Annotated in this window: 21 protein-coding genes and 1 pseudogene; 9 read left to right on the top strand and 13 right to left on the bottom strand. The window is 71.2% G+C overall.

The genetic code is table 11. From position 1 onward, the window contains the following. Positions 1–30: 30 nt before the first annotated feature. The 8 genes from ACZK5D_RS01170 to ACZK5D_RS01135 all read right to left on the bottom strand — a co-directional run bounded on the left by ACZK5D_RS01170 (position 31) and on the right by ACZK5D_RS01135 (position 8,546). On the bottom strand, positions 31–405 hold the full coding sequence (locus ACZK5D_RS01170) for a hypothetical protein (RefSeq protein WP_463663966.1): 375 nt from the start codon (positions 403–405) through the stop codon (positions 31–33). A 104-nt stretch (positions 406–509) separates the two neighbouring features. Then, positions 510–1,148, bottom strand: a complete 639-nt coding sequence (locus tag ACZK5D_RS01165) for a hypothetical protein (protein WP_463663965.1) — start codon at positions 1,146–1,148, stop codon at positions 510–512. Positions 1,149–1,423: 275 nt separating this feature from the next. Continuing rightward, positions 1,424–2,023 carry a hypothetical protein gene (locus tag ACZK5D_RS01160; protein ID WP_463663964.1) on the bottom strand — a complete coding sequence of 200 codons (600 nt, stop codon included), beginning with the start codon at positions 2,021–2,023 and terminating at the stop codon, positions 1,424–1,426. A gap of 89 nt (positions 2,024–2,112) precedes the next feature. Beyond that, positions 2,113–3,543, bottom strand: a complete 1,431-nt coding sequence (gene purB, locus ACZK5D_RS01155; RefSeq protein ID WP_463663963.1) for an adenylosuccinate lyase — start codon at positions 3,541–3,543, stop codon at positions 2,113–2,115. A 1,146-nt stretch (positions 3,544–4,689) separates the two neighbouring features. Continuing rightward, positions 4,690–5,064 (bottom strand): YchJ family protein, encoded by a 375-nt coding sequence (locus tag ACZK5D_RS01150; protein WP_463663962.1) that lies wholly within the window; start codon positions 5,062–5,064, stop codon positions 4,690–4,692. Next, entirely contained in the window at positions 5,061–5,915 is an 855-nt protein-coding gene (locus ACZK5D_RS01145) for a MaoC family dehydratase (RefSeq protein WP_458994693.1), read from the bottom strand. The genes ACZK5D_RS01150 and ACZK5D_RS01145 overlap by 4 nt, the downstream gene beginning before the upstream one ends. Next, positions 5,915–7,297, bottom strand: coding sequence for a 3-oxoacyl-ACP reductase (locus tag ACZK5D_RS01140; protein ID WP_463663961.1), 1,383 nt, complete (start codon positions 7,295–7,297; stop codon positions 5,915–5,917). Before ACZK5D_RS01140 ends, ACZK5D_RS01145 begins: the two co-directional genes overlap by 1 nt. Positions 7,298–7,304: 7 nt before the next feature. Continuing rightward, positions 7,305–8,546, bottom strand: a complete 1,242-nt coding sequence (locus ACZK5D_RS01135) for an acetyl-CoA C-acetyltransferase (RefSeq protein ID WP_463663960.1) — start codon at positions 8,544–8,546, stop codon at positions 7,305–7,307. Between the two features lie 75 nt (positions 8,547–8,621). On the opposite strand from ACZK5D_RS01135, the gene ACZK5D_RS01130 reads away from it, so the two are divergent. Then, positions 8,622–9,284, top strand: coding sequence for a TetR/AcrR family transcriptional regulator (locus tag ACZK5D_RS01130; protein WP_463663959.1), 663 nt, complete (start codon positions 8,622–8,624; stop codon positions 9,282–9,284). Then, the gene (locus ACZK5D_RS01125; protein WP_458994697.1) at positions 9,281–11,266 is read left to right on the top strand and encodes an acyl-CoA dehydrogenase family protein; all 1,986 of its coding nucleotides are present in this window, start codon (positions 9,281–9,283) and stop codon (positions 11,264–11,266) included. The genes ACZK5D_RS01130 and ACZK5D_RS01125 overlap by 4 nt, the downstream gene beginning before the upstream one ends. Before the next feature lies 1 nt (position 11,267). Here ACZK5D_RS01125 and ACZK5D_RS01120 read toward each other — a convergent pair whose 3' ends face one another. From ACZK5D_RS01120 to trxA, 5 genes are all read right to left on the bottom strand, one after another. Beyond that, the gene (locus ACZK5D_RS01120) at positions 11,268–12,860 is read right to left on the bottom strand and encodes a hypothetical protein (RefSeq protein WP_463663958.1); all 1,593 of its coding nucleotides are present in this window, start codon (positions 12,858–12,860) and stop codon (positions 11,268–11,270) included. A gap of 53 nt (positions 12,861–12,913) precedes the next feature. Further along, positions 12,914–14,140, bottom strand: a complete 1,227-nt coding sequence (gene purD, locus ACZK5D_RS01115) for a phosphoribosylamine--glycine ligase (RefSeq protein WP_458994699.1) — start codon at positions 14,138–14,140, stop codon at positions 12,914–12,916. A 9-nt stretch (positions 14,141–14,149) separates the two neighbouring features. Continuing rightward, positions 14,150–14,380, bottom strand: coding sequence for a hypothetical protein (locus tag ACZK5D_RS01110; protein WP_458994700.1), 231 nt, complete (start codon positions 14,378–14,380; stop codon positions 14,150–14,152). Beyond that, positions 14,380–15,663, bottom strand: a complete 1,284-nt coding sequence (locus ACZK5D_RS01105) for an adenylosuccinate synthase (RefSeq protein WP_458994701.1) — start codon at positions 15,661–15,663, stop codon at positions 14,380–14,382. The genes ACZK5D_RS01110 and ACZK5D_RS01105 overlap by 1 nt, the downstream gene beginning before the upstream one ends. 101 nt (positions 15,664–15,764) lie before the next feature. After that, entirely contained in the window at positions 15,765–16,181 is a 417-nt protein-coding gene (gene trxA, locus ACZK5D_RS01100) for a thioredoxin (RefSeq protein WP_458994702.1), read from the bottom strand. Positions 16,182–16,354: 173 nt separating this feature from the next. On the opposite strand from trxA, the gene dhaK reads away from it, so the two are divergent. The 7 genes and pseudogenes from dhaK (at position 16,355) to ACZK5D_RS01065 (ending at position 21,970) form a co-directional block, all read left to right on the top strand. Then, complete coding sequence (gene dhaK, locus ACZK5D_RS01095) at positions 16,355–17,350, top strand: dihydroxyacetone kinase subunit DhaK (protein ID WP_458994703.1); 996 nt, start codon at positions 16,355–16,357, stop codon at positions 17,348–17,350. Then, on the top strand, positions 17,347–17,982 hold the full coding sequence (dhaL, locus tag ACZK5D_RS01090) for a dihydroxyacetone kinase subunit DhaL (RefSeq protein ID WP_458994704.1): 636 nt from the start codon (positions 17,347–17,349) through the stop codon (positions 17,980–17,982). Before dhaK ends, dhaL begins: the two co-directional genes overlap by 4 nt. Beyond that, a pseudogene (gene dhaM / locus ACZK5D_RS01085) lies at positions 17,982–18,374 on the top strand (dihydroxyacetone kinase phosphoryl donor subunit DhaM); the annotation flags it as partial. The gene dhaL and the pseudogene dhaM, both read left to right, overlap by 1 nt. A 75-nt stretch (positions 18,375–18,449) precedes the next feature. Next, positions 18,450–18,704 carry an HPr family phosphocarrier protein gene (locus ACZK5D_RS01080; RefSeq protein WP_458996572.1) on the top strand — a complete coding sequence of 85 codons (255 nt, stop codon included), beginning with the start codon at positions 18,450–18,452 and terminating at the stop codon, positions 18,702–18,704. Positions 18,705–18,768: 64 nt separating this feature from the next. Continuing rightward, positions 18,769–19,212, top strand: coding sequence for a DUF3151 domain-containing protein (locus tag ACZK5D_RS01075; RefSeq protein WP_458994705.1), 444 nt, complete (start codon positions 18,769–18,771; stop codon positions 19,210–19,212). A gap of 85 nt (positions 19,213–19,297) precedes the next feature. Beyond that, a complete protein-coding gene (typA, locus tag ACZK5D_RS01070) occupies positions 19,298–21,160 on the top strand; it encodes a translational GTPase TypA (protein WP_458994706.1) in 1,863 nt (620 codons plus the stop codon). 105 nt (positions 21,161–21,265) lie between these two features. Beyond that, entirely contained in the window at positions 21,266–21,970 is a 705-nt protein-coding gene (locus tag ACZK5D_RS01065) for a PadR family transcriptional regulator (RefSeq protein WP_458994707.1), read from the top strand. Positions 21,971–22,058 lie beyond the last annotated feature (88 nt).

Genomic DNA, 22,058 nt, shown 5'->3' with positions numbered 1-22,058 from the left:
CCCATGATCGCCATGGGCGAACAGCGCGCGTCAGGCCTCCGCCCCGTCGACCGTTGTCACCGCCCTTGCGCTGCCCTGCACCTCGATGGGGATGGAGTTGACTGCGATGATGCCGAGAAACAAAGTCTCGTAGGCGCCGCGGACAGTGACGTGGACACGTTCGCCGCCCTCCACGCGGGCCTCGCCGGTGAACCCCGCGGCCTGCGCGAAGCCGACCGCCTCGCGTTTGGCGGCGGCCACGTCGAGAGTGGCGCCGGACGGCGTGACGCGGATCTCGTGGGTCGCAGCCCGGGCCGCCTGGGCGGCGACGGCCCGCGCCTCCTGTTCGGCCGTGGTGTGCCCGGCGAAGTCGACGCCCAGCCCGACAGCGATGATGCAGGCCGGGAGCGAGACCGACGCCCACACCGACAAAGCCAGGCCGCGCTGGTCCCTGCGTGAGCGGGTCCGTGTACGGCTGGGAGATCCGGTCCGCCACGCGGCCGTCGGTGGTGTGCGGTCGGGCCTGCGGTTCACCGGAGCGTCACCGCCTGGACCTCGCCCACCACCACGTCCGCGGAGCGGCTCAGCTGGAGCGGAAGCGTGCCGGTGAAGCCGGCCGCGGACCAGTTGACGGACCAGGTGGAGGTCGCGGTGACGGTGTAGCGGCCGTCCTCCTCGTAGACGTGGCCGCAGTCCGGCGAGGCGATGTTCTTCCCGCCCTGCGTCCTCGCGGAGGACCACGCCGTGCCCCTCCCGCACGCGACGGTGGAGCCGTCGCCCATGTCCCACTGGACGCGCGTGGCGCCCGCGGTCAGCCTGACGGCTATCCCGGAGTCTGTGGCTGTCGCGGTGACGGGGCCCCACTGCTTGTCCGACGGCGAGTCCGCCCACAGCCAGGTGTGCCAGCCGACGAACCCCATGCGCTCGGTGGTGTCGCCGCGAGGCTGCATGCCGAGGTCAATGGCCTCGAGCCCGATCGACGCCAGCACGCGTCGAGCGGCGGCCTCGGCGTCGGCTTGGGTGATGGGATCGGGAGGAGCGGGCAGCCAGCGCGTGAACGACATCCCGGGGTCCGGCACCAGAGACCCGTTGGGTCGAACGCAGGAGTAGACGGCCCCTTCCGTGTTGGCCTCCCAAGCCGGGTCGGTCAACGGCGGCTGCGGGTCCATCGCTCGGCACCATCCCTGAGCGGCGCCGCTCCACGTGCCGTAGGGGGAGTTGCAGGGAATCTCGCGCCCACCGTATGAACAGGTCCGCTCGCCGCCGCTCGAGCCTGTTGAGCCTCCCGCTCCTGCGCTACCGCCGCCACCGCCACTTGGGACGTCGACCCAAGTCACGCAGAGCCCAGTTACCTGATCTGATGACACGCAAGAGGCCTCGGCCGCTGCGTAGCCGGTTGCCGTGACAGCTAGGAGCAATCCGCCGAGGAGTGCCTGTGCGTACTTCAGCACGCTGCTTCCTCATTACGGATCATTAGGACGCGCCACCGTCCATCACGCCCTTCTTGCAGAGTTGTCTCCTCTCGAAAGAAGGGAGCACCCGGAGCCTGGATCCTCTCGCCCGTGCCGTAGTTCTCGAGGAGCAGGTTCCGCCGGTCAAGGCAATAAGCCACGACTGCAGTCCGTGGTTCCTCGCCATTGACTGCTGGTTGCCCCACGACGATCTCGCGGAACTCGAGCCCTCCGATGACTCTGAGCTTCTCGTCCCTCAAGTTCGCGATCGAGTCGAGGATCAGATTCTGTTGCTCACCGGTGGTAATGCGCTGGGTCTCAGACAGATCGCTCAACGTCGGGTCGGCAGTGAACTTGTGGTGAATGCGCCAGTACTCCATCCAGGCTTCACGAATCGCCGCCTGATCGGGCGACTCCGTCGCGGGGGCGGGCGGGAACGACTCCACCGCCGTCGGCGAGGGGCTGGGGGTGGGCGACGGGCTCTGGGAGGGCGTGGGCGACACGCTCACCGTGGGCGACGCCGTCGGCGTGACGTCGGGGGTGCACCCGACGGCGAGCGCCACGACGGCGAGGGGCACGAGAAGGTGTCGCATGGGCGCTCCGATCGATGAGGTCGGGGCCCATTCAACCAAGCGACGGGGTCATTTCCGCCGCGAGCACCCTCAGCTGTGGATAACTCCGCTCAGAGCACCGCACCGGGGCGGTAAGCGGCGGCCTCGGGATCGGCCGCGACAACCTCGGCCACCTTCGCCGCCACCCGCGACACCTGCGCCTGCGCTGTCCCCGCCAGCTCGAGCGGGCTCACCACGAGGGCGCCCAGCTCGTCGCGGGTGAGGCCGAGCCGGTCGTCGCCGGCCAACCGGTCGAGCAGGTCGTTGGCGCGCGCCCCCTTCCGGAGATCCAGCGCCACCGCAACCGCGTGCTCCTTGATGGCCTCGTGTGCCACCTCGCGGCCCACGCCCTTGCGGACGGCGGCCATCAGAACCTTCGTGGTGGTGAGGAACGGAAGGTAGCGGTCGAGCTCGGCCTCAATGACGGCGGGGAACGCGCCGAAGTCCGCAAGCACCGTGAGGAAGGTCTCGAACAGGCCGTCGAGCGCGAAGAACGCGTCCGGCAGCGCGATGCGGCGCACGACGGAACAGGACACGTCACCCTCGTTCCACTGGTCGCCGGCGAGCTCGCCCACCATGGACACGTAGCCGCGCACCACCACAGCCAGCCCGTTGACGCGCTCGCAGGAGCGGGTGTTCATCTTGTGGGGCATCGCCGACGAGCCCACCTGACCCTCCTTGAAGCCCTCGGTCACCAGCTCGAGGCCGGCCATGAGGCGGATGGTGGTGGCCACGTTCGACGGTGCCGCGGAGATCTGCGCCAGGGCGGTGACCGCGTCGTAGTCGAGCGAGCGGGGGTAGACCTGCCCGGTGGAGGTGAGGACCGCGCCGAAGCCGAGCTCGTCGGCGATCCGCTGCTCCAGCTCGGCCAGCTTGCCGGCGTCGCCGCCGAGGAGGTCCAGCATGTCCTGCGCGGTGCCGACGGGGCCCTTGATCCCGCGCGCCGGGTAGCGGGCGATGAGGTCATCGAGGCGGGCCAGGCCGACCAGCAGCTCGTCGGCCGCCGTCGCGAACCGCTTGCCCAGGGTGGTGAGCTGCGCGGCCACGTTGTGCGAGCGCCCCGTGAGCGGCTGGTCGGCGTACTGGGTGGCCAGGCGTGCCAGCTGCGCGAGCGTCGCGACCACCCGCACGCGGATGGCGCGCAGGGCGTCGAGCACCTGCAGCTGCTCGATGTTCTCGGTGAGGTCGCGGGAGGTCATGCCCTTGTGGATGTGCTCGAACCCGGCGAGATCGTTGAACTCCTCGATCCGTGCCTTCACGTCGTGGCGGGTGATCCGCTCGCGGGCGTTGATGGAGTCGAGGTCCACCTGGTCGATGACGCTCTCGTAGGCCGCGATCACCGCGTCGGCGTCAGCGCCGCCGAAGTCGACGCCGAGGTCGCGCTGGGCGCGCAGCACCGCCAGCCACAGCTTCCGCTCGGAGACGATCTTGGCCTCGGGGGCCCAGATGTCGCGCATCTGCTGCGAGGCGTAACGGTTGGCCAGCACGTTGGGGACGCTCATGGCACCACAGCCTAGGACTCCCCCTGGGGATCGGCGAATGCCAGCCCCTGTTGCCCATGGGGACGGAGCCCCAGCGGAACGAGGGGCACAGATGGGATGTCGGACGGGAAAGCGGCTGTGCGCAGTGATGCCCATGGAGACGGCGACGGCGGAGACGTGAGGTGGGCGCGAGGGTGGGGGACGGCAGGGCGGCTGGGCGCAGGGATGCCCATGGACACGGCGACGGCGGGCAACGAGAGGTGCGCGCCAGGGCGGGGGACGGCAGGGCGGCTGGGCGCAGGGATGCCCAGCCCGAGGGGCACCCGGAAGAACCCGCCTGAAGCAGGCTCAAGCCAGGGCCGCCCTGCCGGCACACGCCCGGAGCCGACCACGCCATGGGCAGACGAGTGCAGGGAGACGTGAGACGAGGCCCGGGCGGCCTCAACTACCCAACCCAAGACCAACACGCGGCCAACAAGGTGACGGCGGACAAGGGCCGCACGGGCCTCGTGTCAGGGCTGCCGGCACCTGGCAGCGGGACGCAGTGCCAGGGACCCCAGTCCAAAGTGAGCCAACGCGGGTTTCGACACGCGCTGAGCCGCAGGCGGCTCGGCGCGGCTCAACCAGCGGAAGGGGACGGCTCGGCGCGGCTCAACCAGCTGTCGGAAAAGGCCCCGCACAGCCCAAGTCGACACGCGCTGAGCCGCAGGCGGCTCGGCGCGGCTCAACCAGCGTCGGAAGGGGGCAGGTCTCGAGGCGAGCAGGGGCGTGAGGTGTGCGCGAGGGTGGGGGACGGCAGGGCGGCTGGGCGCAGGCATGCCCAGCCCGAGGGGCACCCGGAAGAACCCGCCTGAAGCAGACCCTAGCCAGGGCCGCCCTGCCGGCACCCGCCCGGAGCCGACCACGCCACAGGTAGACGAGTGCAGGGAGACGTGAGACGAGGCCCGGGCGGCCTCAATTACCCGACCACAGCCAAGCACGCGGCCGAGAAGCAGACGCCGGACAAGGGCCGCACGGGCCTCGACTCAGGGCTCCCGGCACCTGGCAGCGGGACGCAGTGCCAGGGACCCCAGTCCAAAGTGAGCCAACGCGGGTTGGTTTCGGCGCGGGCTTGGCCGCTTCGCGGCTCGGCCCGGCTCAACCAGCGGGGGACGCGCTGCGGCGAGGTCAATCAGCGGCGGAGTCGGGGAAGACGCCGTCGACGTACATCCACCGCCCGCCGCGACGCGCGAAGCGGGAGCGTTCCCGCAGCGCCCCGTCGCGATGCGCGGCCTCGAACTCCACCACGCCCTCCTTGTCGTCCAAGCCACCGTCGACCACGTCCACAACCGTCAGGCCCGTCCACTCCACACCGTGCGCCTTCACCGACTCGGGGCGGGTGGCGGGGTGCCAGGTGCGCCACAGGTAGTCGCCGTCGCCCACCACGAACGCGGAATACCGCGACCGCATCAGCTCCTCGGCCGTGGCCGCCTGACGCTCACCGGCCAGCAGCGGCCCGCAACACGTCCCCCAGTCCGCGCCGCCGCAGAGGCAGGGCTTCACGACAGCTCACCCACGAGGTGGGGCTTGCCCTCGCGGTTGACGACGGCGAACCTCCAGCCCCCGTCGTCCTGTGAGGCCGCGAAACGCACCTTCCCCGGCAGCAGGATGGGCTTGGCGAACTGCACCCGTACCGTGTAGGCGTCCGGCAGCCCGCCCCCCAAGGCCGCGACAGCGCGGGCATGCGTCCACATCCCGTGGATGATCGGCCGCGGGAAGCCGAACAGGCGGGCGGTCAGCGGGTTGAGGTGGATGGGGTTCGAGTCGCCCGAGACCGCCGCGTAGCGGCGCCCCAGGTCCGCGCCCAGCCGCCACTCCTGCGACGGCGCCACCGACGGTGCCTGCAGCCGCACCGGCGCCGGCGCCTCCCCCGCCACCTTCGCTCCTGAGGCCAGGTACACCGACACCCCCCGCCACACCAGCTCGTCGGACGCGTGGATCTCGCCCACCATGTCGAACGTGGCGCCCTTGGCGTGCGGCTGAAGGTTCTCGGCCCGCACCAGGATCCGGAGCGGCTCGTCGACCGTCACCGGCCGGTGCAGCGTCATCTCGTTGGTGACGTGCACCAGGCCCGCCAGCGGGAAGGGGAAGTCGTCGGCCGCCATCACCTCCATCTGCAGCGGGAAGGTCAGCACGTGCAGCCAGGTGGCGGGCATCCGGTCGCGCAGCGCGAAGCCGGTCTCGGCGCAGTACGCAGCCAGCCGCGACACCTCCACTCTGTGCGACATCACCAGATAGCTCCGGTCCGGCAGCGAGGAGACCTCCCCCGGCTTCTTCAGCATCCCCAGCGCCGCCTTGCCCAGCACGCCCGACGGCTCGGGCAGCCTCGGCAGGACGCGCACGTCGCGGCTCATCAGGCGCCCACCAGGTTCTGGCCGCACACCCGGATGACCTGGCCGTCCACCCCGCCCGACGACGGACCGCACAGGTAGGCCAGGGTCTCGGCCACGTCGACGGGGTTGCCGCCCTGGGTCAGCGAGTTGGAGCGACGGAAGATCTCGCGCTGCACGAAGGGGATGGCCGCGGTCATCTCGGTCTCGATGAACCCGGGCGCCACCGCGTTGACGGTGATCGGGCGGTCCGCGAGCTCGTCGCGCATCGCCCACACCAGGCCCATGACGCCGGCCTTGGAGGCGGCGTAGTTGGTCTGCCCCTTGTTGCCCGCCACTCCCGAGGTGGACGCGATCCCGACGATGCGCGCCGCCTGGCCGAGCCCCCCTGGCACGTCGTGGTTGAGGAGGTACTCGTTGATCCGCATCTCGGCGGCGAGGTTGACGTCGAGCACCGAGGACCACCGCTTCTCGTCGAGGTTGGCCAGCAGCTTGTCCCGCGTGATGCCTGCGTTGTGCACTAGGGCCCAGATCCGGGCGGACTCCCCGTGCACGTGTGCCACGTGGGCCGCGATCCGCTCCCCCGCGTCGGCCGAGGTGATGTCCAGCTGCAAGGCCGAGCCGCCGATGGCGTTGGCCACCCTGGCCAGCGCGTCCCCGGCCGCGGGGATGTCCACGGCCACCACCGTCGCCCCGTCGCGCGCGAAGGTGCGCGCGATCGCAGCGCCGATCCCCCTGGCGGCCCCGGTCACCACGACGACCCGCCCGTCGAACGGGCGCGCGGTCAGCTCGTGCGGATCCTTTGACGGGCCCACCCTCCACGTCTGCCCGCTCACGAAGGCCGACCGGCCCTCGAGCAGGAAGGACAGGGTGGAGGCGAGGTCCGCGCCCGAGGTGCCGGTGCGCACGAACACCAGGTTCGACGTCGCGCCGCCCCGCAGCTCCTTGGCCACAGTGCGGTTGATCCCGTCGATGCCCTGGGCCACGGCCTTGGCCTCCAGCCCGGTCACGTCGCGGGCGTCGGTGGCCAGGATGATCACCCGCCCAGAGCCTTCAAGCCCGCGCATCGCAGGGCGCAGCACCTGGCGGATGCCCTCCAGCTGGGTGATCTCGCGCACCCCCGTGGCGTCGACGACGACCGCGCCGGGCTTCACCGGGTAGCGGGGGGCCTGGTCGCGGCCCTTCTCGTCCTTGGTGCGCGCCTCCGGAACGTCGAGCAGCGCCTCACCGGGCACGACGCCCAGCTGGGCCAACGTCGACGCCGCCAGGCCCCCACCGTCGAGCGCGCCCAGGACCACCGGGCCCGACGGCATCACGCGTCCGCGCCGCAGCACCGGCGGGTCTGCCAGCCCGGCCTTCCTGGCGACGAACTTCCCCGCGGGGGTGCCGTACAGCTTCTCCAACACGTCCATCTCATGCCTCCAGGATCGCGACGACGCCCTGGCCGCCGGCCGCGCAGATCGACACCAGCCCGCGGGACCCGGGCCCGCGCTCGTGCAGCATCTTCGCCAGCGAGGCGACGATGCGGCCCCCGGTGGCGGCGAAGGGGTGGCCCGCCGCCAGCGAGGAGCCCTTCACGTTGAGCTTCGCCCGGTCCACCGTGCCTACGCCGCCAGCCTCCAGCGCCTTGATCGTGGCCAGCACCGTGGAGGCGAACGCCTCGTGGATCTCCAGGAAGTCGAAGTCGGCGAGTGTGAGGCCGTTGCGCTCGAGGAGCTTCGGTATGGCGCGCGTGGGCGCCAGGAGCAGGTCCTCCTTGCCCGTCGTGTAGTCCGCGGCGGCCACCTGCGCGTCCACCACCCTCGCCCAGACGGGCCAGCCGCGGCCGCGGGCATACTCCTCCTCCGCGAGGAGCACCAGGGCGGCGCCGTCGGTCAGTGCAGTCGAGTTGCCGGCTGTCATCGTGGCCTCGTCCCCCTTGCCGAAGACCGTGCGCAGCTTCCCCAGCGCCTCCTTCGTGGTGTCCGGGCGCAGGATCGCGTCCCGCGACACCTTCAGGTACGGCGTCACCAGGTCGTCGAAGAAGCCCTGGTCCCAGGCCGCCGCCAGGTTCTGGTGCGAGGCGAGCGCCAGGTCGTCCTGCTCTTCGCGTGTCACGCCCCACTTGGCGGTGGTCAGCGCCTGGGACTCGCCCATGCTCAGCCCGGTGCGGGGCTCGACGACGGCGGGTGGCACAGGCGCCAGGTCCGCCGGGCGGATGCGGGCCAGGGCGGCCAGCTTGTCCGGCAGCGTCCGCGCCCGCGACAGCGCCAGCATGGCCTTGCGCATCCCCTCGGAGGTGACCAGCGGCGCGTCGGAGGCGGAGTCCACGCCACCGGCGATGGCTACGTCCATCTGGCCCAGGCGGATCTTGTTCGAGGCGTAGATCACGGCCTCCAGCCCGGTGCCGCAGGCCTGCTGCAGGTCACACGCGGGGGTGTGCGGCGAGAGCGCGGAGCCCAGCACCGCCTCGCGGGTGAGGTTGAAGTCACGCGTGTGCTTGAGCACCGCGCCGGCCACCACCTCGCCCACCTCCTGGCCCGCCAGGCCGAACCGGGCGACCAGGCCGTCGAGGGCGGCGGTCAACAGGTCCTGGGCGGAGGCCTCGGCGTACTTGCCGCCGGCCTTGACGAAGGGGGTGCGGTTGCCGCCCACCACCACTGCGGTGCGTGTCATCGACGTTGATCCTCTCGCTGGGGTATTCGATACCCACAGTAGCAGGTACGCAGAGTTTCAGGTACTCTGAGTTGCATGAAGATCGACGACGATCCCCCGACGGTGACCGCTGCCCCCCAGCCGGACGGCCGCGCCTCCCGCTGGGACGAGCACAACAGCCTCCGCAGGCGGGCGCTGGTGGAGGACGCCGTGCGCGCCATCCGCGAGCACGGGCCCTCCGTGGGCATGGACGAGATCGCCGCCCTCAGCAAGACCTCGAAGACGGTCCTCTACCGCCACTTCGGGGACAAGGCCGGCCTGTACCGCGCCGTCGTGGAGTCGGTGCACGAGTTCATCCTGCGCAAGCTGCCGCTGGAGGACGCCGTCACCTTCGAGCCGCGGGACCTGGTGCGCACGCTGGCAGACGCCTACCTCGCCGTCGTGGAGCGGGACCGCAACCTGTACCTGTTCGTCTCCACCCGGCCCGCCGGGGAGACCCCCGTCGACGATCCGGTGCTCGGCATCACCACCCGCATCGGCAACGAGGTCGCGGACGCCTTCCGGTCCTGGCTCAGGCGCCACGGGCTCGACGAGGAGCCCGCCAACACATGGGGCCACGGCGCCGTGGGCTTCATCTGGGCGGTCGCCGACCGCTGGATCATCACCAACCTCAGACGGCCCCGCGCCGAGGTCGTCGACTACATCGATCAACTGTTCGCCCCGGCCTTCGCCGCGCAGACAAAGGAGCTGACACCATGACACTGACCGCCACCCGAAGCACCCAGCCCGCCCCTCGTCCCGCCCCTCACGGCACCGCCATCTCCCCCACCGGCGAGGCCCTGCGCCGGGCGCTGGACGGACCGTTCCACGCCCTGAAGCAGCGCTGGCGCGACGAGGTGAGCGCTGACGACATCGTCCGCGACACCGCCCTCACCGTCGAGGAGGCCCGTGCCTGGACCCTCGACAGGGTCGCCAAGCTCTCCCGGCGCAACTTCGTCACCGCCGGCTTCCCCATCGCCCAGGGCGGCGTGGGCACCACGGCCGAGTCGGTGGCCAACTTCGAGATGGTGGCCATGGGAGACCTCTCGCTGACCATCAAGACCGGCGTGCAGCACGGCCTCTTCGGCGGCGCCATCACCAACCTCGGCACGCAGTACCACCACGAGACGTTCCTGCCGGGCGCCATCACCACCGAGCTCCTCGGCTGCTTCGCCATGACCGAGCTGGGCCACGGCTCGGACGTGCAGTCCATCGAGACCACCATCACCTGGGTGCCGGAGACCTCCGAGTTCGAGGTCCACTCCCCCACCCCGACGGCGACGAAGGCCTACATCGGCAACGCCGCCCGTGACGGGCGGATGGCTGCGGTGTTCGGCCAGCTGGTCGTCGACGGCGAGCACCGGGGCGTCCACGTGGTGCTGGTGCCCATCCGCGACGAGGCCGGGCGCGACCTCCCCGGAGTCACAACCGGGGACCACGGGCACAAGGGCGGGCTGCTCGGCATCGACAACGGCACCATCGCCTTCGACCACGTCCGCGTCCCCCGGCTGATGCTGCTGGACCGCTACGGGGGCGTCGACGAGGAGGGTCGCTACCAGTCGCCCATCGAGAGCAAGAACGCGCGCTTCTTCACCATGCTCGGCACGCTGGTGCGCGGCCGCATCTGCGTGGGCGGCGGAGCCGCCTCAGCCGCCCGCAAGGCGCTCACCATCGCCGTGCGCTACGGCGACACACGACGGCAGTTCCGCCGCCCCGGCCTGGGCGAGGAGATCCTGCTGCTGGACTACCTCTCTCACCAGCGCCGGCTCCTCCCGCACGTGGCCAGGGCATACGCCTACGGCTTCGCGCAGAACGAGCTGGCCCAGCGCCTGCAGCAGGTGATGGACGCCGACGGCTCGGATGTCCGGGCCTCGCGAGAGCTCGAGACCCGCGCGGCCGGCATGAAGGCTGTGCTGACCCGCTGGGCGCTGGACTCCATGCAGGAGGCCCGCGAGGCGTGCGGCGGCGCCGGCTACATGTCGGACAACGGCATCACCATGGCCAGGCAGGACGCCGACATCTTCGCCACCTTCGAGGGCGACAACACCGTCCTGCTGCAGCTCGTCGCCAAGGCCCTGCTCCTGGAGTACAAGTCCACCTGGGGAGACATGGACATGCGCGGCACCGCGCAGAAGACCGCCGCCATGATCGGCCAGACCGTCCTCGAGCGCACCACGGCGCGCTCGCTCATCGACCGCCTCATCGCCGTGGCCGACCGCAAGCCGGACTCGGAGCGGATGCGGGCCCGCGGCTGGCACGTGCAGATGTTCGAGTTCCGGGAGAAGCACGTCGTCGAGGGGCTGGCCAGGCGGATGCGCGCCGCGACCAAGCTGCCCGAGGACCAGCAGAACGCCGCGCTCAACGCGCTGCAGACCCACATGCTGGAGGCGGCGAAGGCGCACGTGGACCGCGTGGTGCTGGAGGCCTTCATCGAGGGGATCGAGCAGTGCGACGACGACTACGTCACGGCGCTCCTGGTGAAGGTGTGCGACCTGTACGCCCTCGCCACCATCGAGTCGAACCGCGCCTGGTACCTGGAGCACGAGGTGTTCGACCCGCGCCGGAGCAAGGCGATCAGCGCCACCGTCGACGACCTCTGCGGCGAGCTGCGCCCCCGCGCGCGAGAGCTCGCCGAGGGCCTCGGTGTGCCGACGCAGTGGCTGAAGCACCCCCGCGAGGCGGTTCCCCCGCTGCTGCCCTGACCTACTGGTACGACACGAAGTTGGGGCGCGGCTCCACGTCCTGCATGGTCTCCTGGGGCGTCATCGTCGGGGAGTCCTCGTCGATGAAGTTCTTCCAGCCCAGCCAGACATCTGCTGGCAGCCCCTCCTTGAGGTTGCGCCAGGTCTCCTGCTTGAGCGGAGCGTTGCCGTGGCCGTCGGCGTGGACGAGGTACTGGATCTCGTCGCGGGTGGTGTCGAGGCGCTCGCGCCCCACGATCATCCGCTGCTGGAACTGGTGCAGGATGAGCACCTTCGGCGGGAGGCCGTTGGCCGCCACCAGGTCTGCCAGCCACGCGCCTGTGGCGTTGACCTCCTCCACCGTCACCTGACCGATGATGGTCATGTGCCGCTGGCCGGGCTTCAGCCGCCACTCGGGGTCCAGCGCCAGGCCGACGGTGGGCCGCTTGAGCAGCTCCTCGTACCGCTTGGCCTGGGTGAGGAAGTCGGTGTGCCCGGGCTGGAGGTCGAGCACGCAGTAGATCCCGGCGGCCTCGGCCGCCTCGATGTAGGGCAGCAGCTGCTCGACGGGGGTCTCGTAGGAGTAGTCGCCGTCGGCGCCCGAGGAGGCGCTGGCCACCGTCGTGATGATCTCGAAGGCGCCGATGACCGGCACGTCGCTGAACGCCTGGTACTGGGCCGCGATGGTCTGGACCCGGGTGACGGACTCGGCCGGCCCCTGCTCGCCGAGCAGGCCGAGCGTGCCGCCCGAGGGGTGCCCGTAGAGCGCCACCATCATGCGGCCGGGGAACGGCGCCACCCCGCCGCCGGGCAGCTCGGCCAGGGTGCGGGCGGCCTCGACGCGGGCGGCGAACCGTGCCGTGTCGCCGAAGGGCCCAACGCCGAGGACGCCACCGGTGGCGCCCTTGACCAGCGCCACGGACTCCGCCGTCGCGCGGGGATCGGCGAAGGGCACCTCGCCCAGCTCGATGCCGGCGGCCGAGAGGATCGAGGCGGTGGACGCCCCGACGCTTGAGCCCGTCAGCCGGAGCGCGAGTGTCGCGGCGGGCTCGGCCGTCGCGGGCACGCCGTCGGGCCTGATGGTCGGGGGCCCGCTGGGCAGCTCGAGGACCTCCCGGTCCCCGAAGTCGGCACCGGCACCGTAGGAGATGACGGTGCGGGTCTGCAGGCGGTCGAGTTCGGCCGCGAGCTCCGGGCCGGCCAGGAACAGCGGCAGGCCCCAGTCCGCGGCGGTCGCGGCAGCCGTCTCGAGGTCGCCGCCCTGGGCCACGCTCGGCGACGGCGCGGCGCTCGGCGATCCCGACGGAGACGCCGACGGCGAAGCGGCCGGCGACGAGGGAGCCGGCTGCACCACCACCACGGCGGTGGCCTCGGCCAGGACCAGCCGGCTCAGCGCGAGGGCACCCGCGTCGTCTGCCGGAAGCACGGCCGACGAGACGTCCGGGTTGGCCACGACGCGGTGCCCGACCCGGGTGGGCGAGGCCTCAGCCGCTGGGTTGGTCGGAGTGCCGGACGATGTGCCGGCCCCACCCTCACCGGGTGTGCCGGTGCAGCCGGAGGCCGCGACGACCGCGCCAGCGGCGAGCCCGAGGAGGGCGATGCGTCGTGTGATCATCCACCGAGCCTGCCATCTCGTCCGCGCCAGCCGAAATCATCGACCGGAGCAGGTCAGTGGAACGTGCCGATGTCCGAGCGGTGGAACCCGTCGGCGTACCCGACGTGCGAGAGGAGGCCGTAGGCCCTGGCGCGCGCCTCCTCGAGGTCGGACCCGCGGCCCACCGTGCCCAGGACCCGGCCGCCGGCCGCGACCAGCGTGTCGCCGTCGAGCCGCGTGCCCGCGTGCAGCACGTAGGCGTCCGCCTCGTCGTCCGGCAGCGCGATCGTGCCCCCGGCCGCCGGGGTCCCGGGGTACCCGGCCGCGGCCGTCACCACCACGACGGCGGCGCCCTCGCGCCAGGCCAGCTCCCCGACCGACTCCAGCTCGCCGCGGGCGGCGGCGCGCAGCACCCCGGCCAGCGGGGTCTCGAGCAGGGCGAGGACGGCCTGCGTCTCCGGGTCACCGAAGCGGACGTTGAACTCCACCACCCGCAGCCCCTTCGACGTGAGCGCCAGCCCGGCGTAGAGCAGGCCGATGAAGGGGGTGCCGCGGCGGCGCATCTCGGCGAGGGTGGGCGCGATCACCTCGTCCATGATCTGGCCGGTCAGCCCCGGATCCGCCCAGGTCAGCGGCGAGTAGGCCCCCATGCCGCCGGTGTTGGGGCCGGCGTCGCCGTCGCCGACGCGCTTGTAATCCTGTGCCGGAAGCAACGGGACCGCGCGCTCGCCGTCGCAGATCGCGAACAGCGACACCTCGGGCCCGTCCAGGTAGTCCTCGATCACCACGCGCCCGCACGAGGCCGCGTGCGCCAGGGCCGCGTCGCGGTCGTCGGTGACCACGACGCCCTTGCCGGCGGCGAGCCCGTCGTTCTTCACCACGTAGGGGGCGCCGAACTCGTCGAGGGCCGCGGCGGCCTGCTCGGGGGTCTCGCAGACCCGGGCCGCGGCCGTGGGCACGCCGGCGGCCTCCATGACCTCCTTGGCGAACGCCTTCGACCCCTCGAGTACCGCCGCCTCGCGGCCCGGACCGAACGCGTCGATGCCCGCCTCGCGCAGCGCGTCCGCGACACCGGCCACCAGCGGCGCCTCCGGCCCGATCACCACCAGGTCCGCGCCCAGCCGCAGGGCGGCCTCCACCACGGCCTCGGGGGACGACGGGTCCAGCGCGTGCAGGGTGGCGAGACGCCCGATCCCGGGGTTACCGGGGGCGGCGTGCAGCTCGGTGACGGACGGATCGGCGGCGAGGGACCGGGCCAGCGCGTGCTCGCGCCCGCCGGATCCAAGGAGCAGGATCTTCACCCGCGCAGCCTAGTCCCCGGACGCCTGATCCTCGCGCTCGGCGGCCTCCTGTGAACGCTGCACGAGCACCCTGAAGCCGATGATCGCCAGCAGGAACAGCCCGCCGACGGGGACCGCCCACCACCATCCCCAGCCGATGTCCTCCTGGCCCAGGGCCACCACCACCGTGCCGGTCATGAACACCGCGATCATGGCCACCAGTGCCCAGAGCAGCCGGGCCGTGGACGAGCCCCGCGACATCAGATGAGGTCGTTGATGGCCACCGACTGCTCGCGACCGGGGCCGACGCCGATGCCGCTGATCCGGCACCCGATCAGCTCCTCGAGCCTGTGCACGTACGCCTGGCAGGTGGGGGGCAGTTCGTCGAAGGCGCGGCAGCCGCTGATGTCCTCGGCCCAGCCGTCGAGCTCCTCGTAGATGGGCTTGGCATGGTGGAAGTCCGACTGTGTCATGGGCATCACGTCGTGGCGCACTCCGTCGACCTCGTAGGCCACGCACACCGGGATCTTCTCCCAGCCGCTCAGGATGTCCAGCTTGGTGAGGAAGATGTCGGTGAAGCCGTTGATCTTGACGGCCTGCTCCACGAGCAGCGCGTCGAACCAGCCGCAGCGCCGCGGGCGTCCCGTGGTGGCGCCGAACTCGGAGCCGATGCGGCGGAGCTCCTCGCCGTCGTGGTCGAACAGCTCGGTGGGGAACGGGCCCTCCCCGACGCGGGTGGTGTAGGCCTTGGCGATGCCGATGGTGCGGTCGATGCGCGTGGGCCCGACTCCGCCGCCGGTGGTGGCGCCGGCCGCGGTGGGGTTGGACGACGTGACGTAGGGGTAGGTGCCCTGGTCCACGTCGAGGTGGTGCGCCTGGGCGCCCTCGAACAGGACCACCTTCCCTGCGTCCAGCGCGTCGTTGACGTAGCGGCCGGAGTCGACGATGTGGGGACGGATGGTGTCGGCGTGCTTGAGCAGCGCCTGCACGATCTCCTCGGCGATGATCGGGCGACGGTTGTAGACCTTCACCAGCAGCTGGTTCTTCTGGTCCAGGGCCGCGTCCACCTTCTGACGGAGGATGGACTCGTCGAGGATATCCTGGATCCGGATGCCGAGGCGGTTGACCTTGTCCGAGTAGCAGGGCCCGACGCCGCGACCCGTGGTGCCGATCCTGCGCTTGCCGAGGAAGCGCTCGGTGACCTTGTCCAGCACCTTGTGGTACTCGGTGATGATGTGGGCGTTGGCCGAGATCAGGGGATGCGGCACGTCCACGCCGCGCGAGGCCAGCACCTCGAGCTCCTCGGCCAGCACGTCGAGATCGACGACGACGCCGTTGCCGATCACGGTGGTGGTGTTGGGGTTGAGGATGCCCGACGGCAGCAGGTGGAGCACGAACTTCTCGCCGCCGACGACGAGCGTGTGGCCCGCGTTGTTGCCGCCGGAGTAGCGGACGCAGACGTCGACGCGGTCACCCAGCTGGTCCGTCGCCTTCCCCTTGCCCTCGTCTCCCCATTGAGCCCCGACCACGACAACGCTCGGCATGTCGCCTCCTCCACACATGGATGAAGCCCCTCGCGCTCAGCGGGGGCCTTACCGGTGGAGTCTATCGGACCTCCCCGCGCACCACGGGTCTGCGGGACCACTCAGCCCGCGTGCTGGTCTACCCACCGTTCGAGTTGCGCAGGGGGCAGCGCGCCCACCTGCCGCGACACCTCTCGCCCCCCGCGCATGAGCAGCAGGGTGGGGATGCTCATGGCCTCGAACCGGGACTGCACCACCGGGTTGTGGTCCACGTTGACCTTGACCACCTTGAGGCGGCCGGCCCGCGACACCGCGAGCTTCTCCAGGACGGGCGCCACCATGCGGCACGGGCCGCACCACGGGGCCCAGAGGTCCACCACGACCGGAACCTTCGTCGAGACGACGGCGTCGAAGTCGGCGTCCGTCGCCTCCACCAGCCAGGGCAGGTCAGCCTTGCACGTGCCGCACCTGGGCAGCCCGGTGGCCGCGGCGGGCACCCGGTTGCGGGCGGCGCAGGAGACGCATGTGACGATGCTCATGCATCCATGATCGCCGACGGCGGCCGTCGCGGCCCCGAATCCGCGCCCGACTTCGCACATCAGTGGCACGAGCCCGCCAGATCCTGCACAAAAGACCATTGCTCTTGCCTAGCATCAAGGGTGGGGAAAGTATCGATCGAGAATCCCCGCAACGACGCAGGAGGTTGGGACCCGTGAAGAAGCTCATCAATTCCCCCGACGACGTGATCGCCGACGCCCTCAAGGGCGTGGAGGCGTCAGACGCCAACGTCCGGGTGGACCACGACAACCGCGTGATCTACCGCGCCACCCCCAAGGAGGCGGGCAAGGTCGCCATCATCTCCGGAGGCGGCTCCGGCCACGAGCCCATGCACGGCGGGTTCGTCGGGGTCGGCATGCTCGACGCCGCGTGCGCGGGCCAGGTGTTCACCTCCCCCACCCCGGACCAGATGATCGAGGCCACCACCGTCGTCGACAACGGCGCGGGCGTGCTGCACATCGTCAAGAACTACACCGGCGACATCATGAACTTCGAGATGGCCGCAGAGATGGCCACCGACGCCGGGATCACCGTGTCCACCGTCATCGTGGCCGACGACGTCGCGGTGCAGGACTCGCTGTACACCGCCGGCCGACGCGGCGTGGGCACCACGGTGCTGCTGGAGAAGATCGTCGGCGCCGCCGCCGAGGAGGGCCAGGACCTGGCCGCCGTCACCGCGCTGGCGCAGAAGGTGGCCGACAACGGGCGCTCGATGGGCATGGCGCTCACCTCGTGCACCGTCCCCTCCGCCGGCAAACCCACCTTCGACCTCCCCGAGGACCAGATCGAGATCGGCATCGGCATCCACGGCGAGCCCGGCCGCCATCGCGAGCCCATCGCGGACGCCAAGTCGGTGGCCAAGCAACTGGTGGACCCCATCCTGCACGACCTCGACTTCACCGGCGCCCCCGTCATCGCCATGCTCAACGGCATGGGCGGCACCCCGCTCATCGAGCTGTACCTCATGTACGGCGAGGTCGTGGCGCTGCTCAAGGAGGCCGGCGTCGAGGTGACCAGGAACCTGGTGGGCAACTACATCACCAGCCTGGACATGGCCGGCTGCTCGCTGACCCTGCTCAAGGCCGACGACGACATGATTCGCCTGTGGGACTCCCCCGTGAAGACCGCGGGGCTACGGTGGGGTCTGTGACCGAACAACACCTCACCCTCGACCTCCTCGCCGACTGGCTGCGGCGCTACGCCACGATCATCGACGAGAACAAGGTCTTCCTGACGGACCTCGACTCGGCCATCGGTGACGCCGATCACGGCGCCAACATGGCCCGCGGCACCGCGGCCGTCGTGCAGCACCTGGACCAGGCCACCACCATCGACGGCCTGTTCAAGAAGGCTGGCATGACGCTGGTCAGCACGGTCGGCGGCACCGCCGGCCCGCTGTACGGCACCCTGTTGATGAAGATGGGGATGGCCAGCGGGTCCGTCATGGAACTCACCCCGGCCGAGTTCGGGAAGGCGTTCCGGGCGGGGCTCGAGGGGCTCGTGGCACGAGGCAAGACCGAGCTGGGCGACAAGACGATGGTCGACGCGCTGTCGCCGGCCATCGACGCGTTCGACGCCGCCGTGGCGGACGGGGCTGGGCTGCACGACGCCGCGGCGGCGGCGGCCCAGTCGGCCGCCGCGGGCCGCGACGCCGCCACGCCGCTGGTGGCCAAGAAGGGTCGCGCGAGCTACCTGGGTGAGCGGTCCGCCGGTCACCAGGATCCCGGCGCCACGTCGTCGACCTACCTGTTCGACGCCCTTGTGGACGTGATCGGCGCCTGATGGCGGTCGGCATCGTCGTGGTCTCGCACAGCCGCGCGCTGGCCGAGGCCGCGGTCGAGCTGGCCATGCAGATGGTCCACGGGGGGCCCTCCCCCGTGGCCATCGCCGCTGGCATGCCCGACGGCGGGCTCGGCACCGACGCCACGGCCGTCGCGGCCGCCATCGCGGAGGTGGACCGGGGCGACGGCGTGGTCGTCTTCGTGGACATGGGATCGGCGGTCATGAGCGCCGAGATGGGCGTCGAGTTCGCCGGAGTGGACAACGCGCGCGTGCTCTCCGCGCCGTTCGTCGAGGGGCTGACGGCCGGGGTGGTGCGCGCGGTCGGCGGCGCGTCGCTCGAGGAGGTCGCGGAGGAGGCCGAGTCCGCCCTGGCGCCCAAGCTGTCCGCCCTGGGCCCGCCGCCCACGGCTTCCGAGCCCGTCGCGGCTCCCCCCGCGGTCCCGGCCGACGGTGAGGCCACCGGCGAGGTGGTCCTCATCAACGAGACCGGCCTGCACGCCAGGCCCGGGGCCCTGTTCGTGGCCGAGGCGCGGCGGTTCGACGCAGACGTGCGCGTCCGCAACGGCGACGCCGGGCCGGTGAAGGCCGCCAGCAGCGTCGGGCTGGCCATGCTCAACGCCCGCAAGGGCGACCTTCTCAGGCTCTCCGCCACCGGACCGCAGGCCCGCGAGGCCGTCGACGCGCTGGTGGCCCTCGTCTCGGCGGGCTTCGGCGAGGAGTGACCCTGGGTCATCGTCGACCCCTCGCACCCCCGGTGAACCGACGGTGCCCACTAGGCTGAGGCGCATGAGCGAGACGCACCCCAACCTGATGGCTTCCACCGTCGTCGTGCACCTGCCGGAGGACCCCGCTCTGGCAGCGATCGCCGAGCACGGCAGGGACCGCTTCCTCGACGTGGTCGCGGCCCACCCGTCGTCGTCGCTGGTGTGGGCGCTGCTCGCCGAGACCTGCCTGGCCGAGGAGGACCTCGGCAGCGCGGTGGCCGCCTACGCCTACGCGCGCACCGGGTACCACCGCGGGCTGGACACGCTCCGCCGCAACGGGTGGAAGGGCTCCGGCCAGGTGCCGTGGGAACACGAGCCCAACCGCGGATTCCTGCGGGCGCTGTGGGCCTTGAGTGTCGCGGCGGGGCGGATCGGGGAGACCGAGGAGCAGGAGCGCTGCGCGCAGTTCCTCCGCGACTCCTCCGAGACCGCCTACCAGGTGCTCGCGCAGCCCGACGAGGGCTGACGGCTGGATCATGGAATCGTGGGTCGCGCCCCGCGACCCGTAGACTTCTCCGCGGCCCCCACCGTCGATCCCCCGGAGATGCCTCATGCCCACACGCGAAGACCTGCGCAACGTCGCCATCGTCGCCCACGTCGACCACGGAAAGACGACGCTCGTCGACGCCATGCTGTGGCAGTCCGGTGCCTTCCGCGAAGGCTCTGACGTCAACAACCGGGTGATGGACTCGATGGACCTCGAGCGCGAGAAGGGCATCACCATCCTCGCGAAGAACACCGGCGTGCGGCACATCCGCCCCGACGGCACCGGCGTCACGATCAACATCATCGACACCCCCGGCCACGCCGACTTCGGCGGCGAGGTGGAGCGTGGGCTCGAGATGGTCGACGGCGTGGTCCTGCTCATCGACGCCTCCGAGGGCCCCCTCCCCCAGACCCGGTTCGTGCTGCGCAAGGCGCTGGCCAAGAACCTCCCGATCATCGTGGTGGTCAACAAGGTGGACCGTCCGGACGCGCGGATCTCCGCCGTCGTGGAGGAGACCTACGACCTCTTCATGGACCTGATCGACGACGACGCCGCCCACGTGCTCGACTTCCCCATCGTCTACGCCTCGGCCAAGGCGGGCCGCGCGTCCATGACGCAGCCCGAGGACGGCGGCATGCCGGACAGCCCCAACCTCGAGCCGCTGTTCGACGCGCTGATGGAGCACATCCCCGCCCCCGAGTACGAGGAGGGGGCCGTGCTGCAGGCGCACGTCACCAACCTCGACGCCTCGCCCTACCTTGGCCGGCTCGCCCTCTGCCGCATCATCGCCGGCGAGATGAAGCGCGGGCAGCTGGTCTCGTGGTGCAGGTCGGACGGCACCATCACCACCGTCAAGCTCACCGAGATGCTCATGACGCAGGCCCTTGACCGCGTGCCCGCGGAGAAGGCCGGCCCCGGCGACATCGTCGCCATCGCGGGCATCCCCCAGATCATGATCGGCGAGACCCTCTCGGACCCCGAGAACCCGAAGCCGCTGCCGCTGATCCACGTCGACGAGCCGTCGATCTCCATGACCATCGGCATCAACACCTCCCCGCTCGCCGGCCAGTCCGGCAAGAACCTCACCGCCCGCCTGGTGAAGGGGCGGCTGGACCAGGAGCTCGTCGGCAACGTGTCGATCAGGGTGAACCCCACCGAGCGTCCCGACACGTGGGAGGTCCAGGGCCGAGGCGAGCTGCAGCTGGCCATCCTGGTGGAGATGATGCGCCGCGAGAGCTTCGAGCTCACCGTCGGCAAGCCGCAGGTGGTCACCAAGCTGGTCGACGGCAAGGTGCACGAGCCCATCGAGCGGCTCACCGTCGACATCCCCGAGGACTTCGTGGGCGTGGTCACCCAGCTGATGGGGCTGCGTCGCGGCCGCATGGAGATGATGGTCAACCACGGCACGGGCTGGGTGCGGATGGAGTTCATCATCCCCGCGCGCGGCCTGATCGGCTTCCGCACGGAGTTCCTCACCGAGACCCGCGGCACCGGCATCATGCACCACGTGGCGGAGGGGTACGAGCCCTGGGCCGGAGACTTCCGCACCCGCCCCACCGGCTCACTGGTGGCGGATCGGATGGGCCTGACCACGTCCTACGCCCTGTTCAACCTGCAGGAGCGCGGCACCATGTTCGTCCCGCCGGGCGCCGAGGTGTACGAGGGCATGATCGTGGGCGAGAATCCCCGCGCCGAGGACATGGACGTCAACCCCACCAAGGAGAAGAAGCTCACCAACGTGCGCTCCTCCACGGGCGACGAGCTGGAGCGGCTCATCCCCGCCAAGAACATGTCCATGGAGCAGGCGCTCGAGTTCTGCGCCGGCGACGAGTGCCTCGAGGTCACGCCCGCGATGGTGCGCATCCGCAAGGTCACCCTCAACGCCAACGAGCGCGCCAAGGAACGCAAGGGCGTCAAGAAGTCCTGACTTCTTCTCGATAGTTCGCGATATATCTTTGACATGTCGCGAACTATCGTGCACTCTGGATGACGTACGGGCCACGCAGGCCCCACTATCCAGAAGGAGTTCGCGATGGATTACGCGATGCAACACCCATGGGGCGGCCGCGCCGCCCTCCACCAGTTCTTCGGAGCCGTGTTCAACGAGGCCCGTCCGGCCGACGAGAGCGGCGACGACGCCCGCGGGCAGCGACGAGGTCGCGGCCACCGCCACGGCGGTCCCGGCCACCCCAGGGGAGGCCACGGCCCCGGCGGCTTCGGCCCGTTCGGCCCCGGCGGTTTCGGCCCCGGGCCCTTCGGCCCTGGCGGTCCCGGCCCGTTCGGCGGGCGCCGAGGGGGCCGCGCGCGCCGCGGCGACGTCCGCAACGCGGCCCTGCTCCTGATCGCCGAGCAGCCGCGCAACGGCTACCAGATCATCCAGGAGCTTGAGAGCCGCAGCGGCGGGCGCTGGAAGCCCAGCCCCGGCGCGATCTACCCGGCGCTCAGCCAGCTCGAGGACGAGGGGCTCATCCGCCTCGTCGCCTCCGAGGCGGGCAAGGCGTACGAGATCACCGACGCCGGCCGCGCCGAAGCCGAGTCAACCCAGCGCCCCGCGCCCTGGGAGCAGGAGGACGATGCGGCGGGCCACCCGGCGGCCGCCCTTGCGGCGGCCTACGGTCAGGCCTGGTCCGCCGTCGGCACGATCGCCCAGAGCGGCGACGAGGAGCTGATCGCCAAGGCGACGGCGGAGGTGGAGGAGCTCAGGCGGAAGCTCTACCAGCTGCTCGCCGAGAGCTGACCCGCCTCACGCTGCAGGTTCTCACGGGCCTGGGGGTTTCAAAGCGAAAGGAACAAGTGAGTGTGGGAGAACAGGGAGAGATCTACCA

The sequence above is a fragment of the Tessaracoccus yangjingae genome (assembly GCF_055326235.1).
The sequence above is the reverse complement of the archived record's forward strand: the minus strand, read 5'-3'. Positions and strand labels throughout refer to the sequence as shown.